At 30.8% G+C, this 279-nt stretch carries 1 pseudogene; it reads right to left on the bottom strand.

The features are described 5' to 3' along the window. Nucleotides 1-76 (bottom strand): annotated as a pseudogene (locus C1E99_RS00380) (S-ribosylhomocysteine lyase); the annotation flags it as partial. Between the last annotated feature and the right edge of the window lie 203 nt (nt 77-279).

Genomic DNA, 279 nt, shown 5'->3' with positions numbered 1-279 from the left:
AAATTAAGCGGATGTAAGGTGCTTTTACAATAGTGTGGTCTAGCTCGAAGCTTTCGACAGTGACTTCTTTTTTCATGTTTTCCTCCAAATAAGTGATGAATTTATTATACCATATTTGACAATTTGGAATTGTGAAATCGTTTCAAATATGATAAAATAGATACAGATTTTGTGAAAATCGAATTATAAAAAAAGAGGTAGAAATATGGATATCATTACAGTAGTAGTGACACTTGTTTCTGCTCTCATTGGTTTAGTATTAGGTTACTTTGCCATTTC

The sequence above is a fragment of the Streptococcus suis genome, from assembly GCF_002964045.1.
Lineage (GTDB): Bacteria > Bacillota > Bacilli > Lactobacillales > Streptococcaceae > Streptococcus > Streptococcus suis_U.
This window is presented reverse-complemented; position numbering and strand designations above follow the sequence as displayed.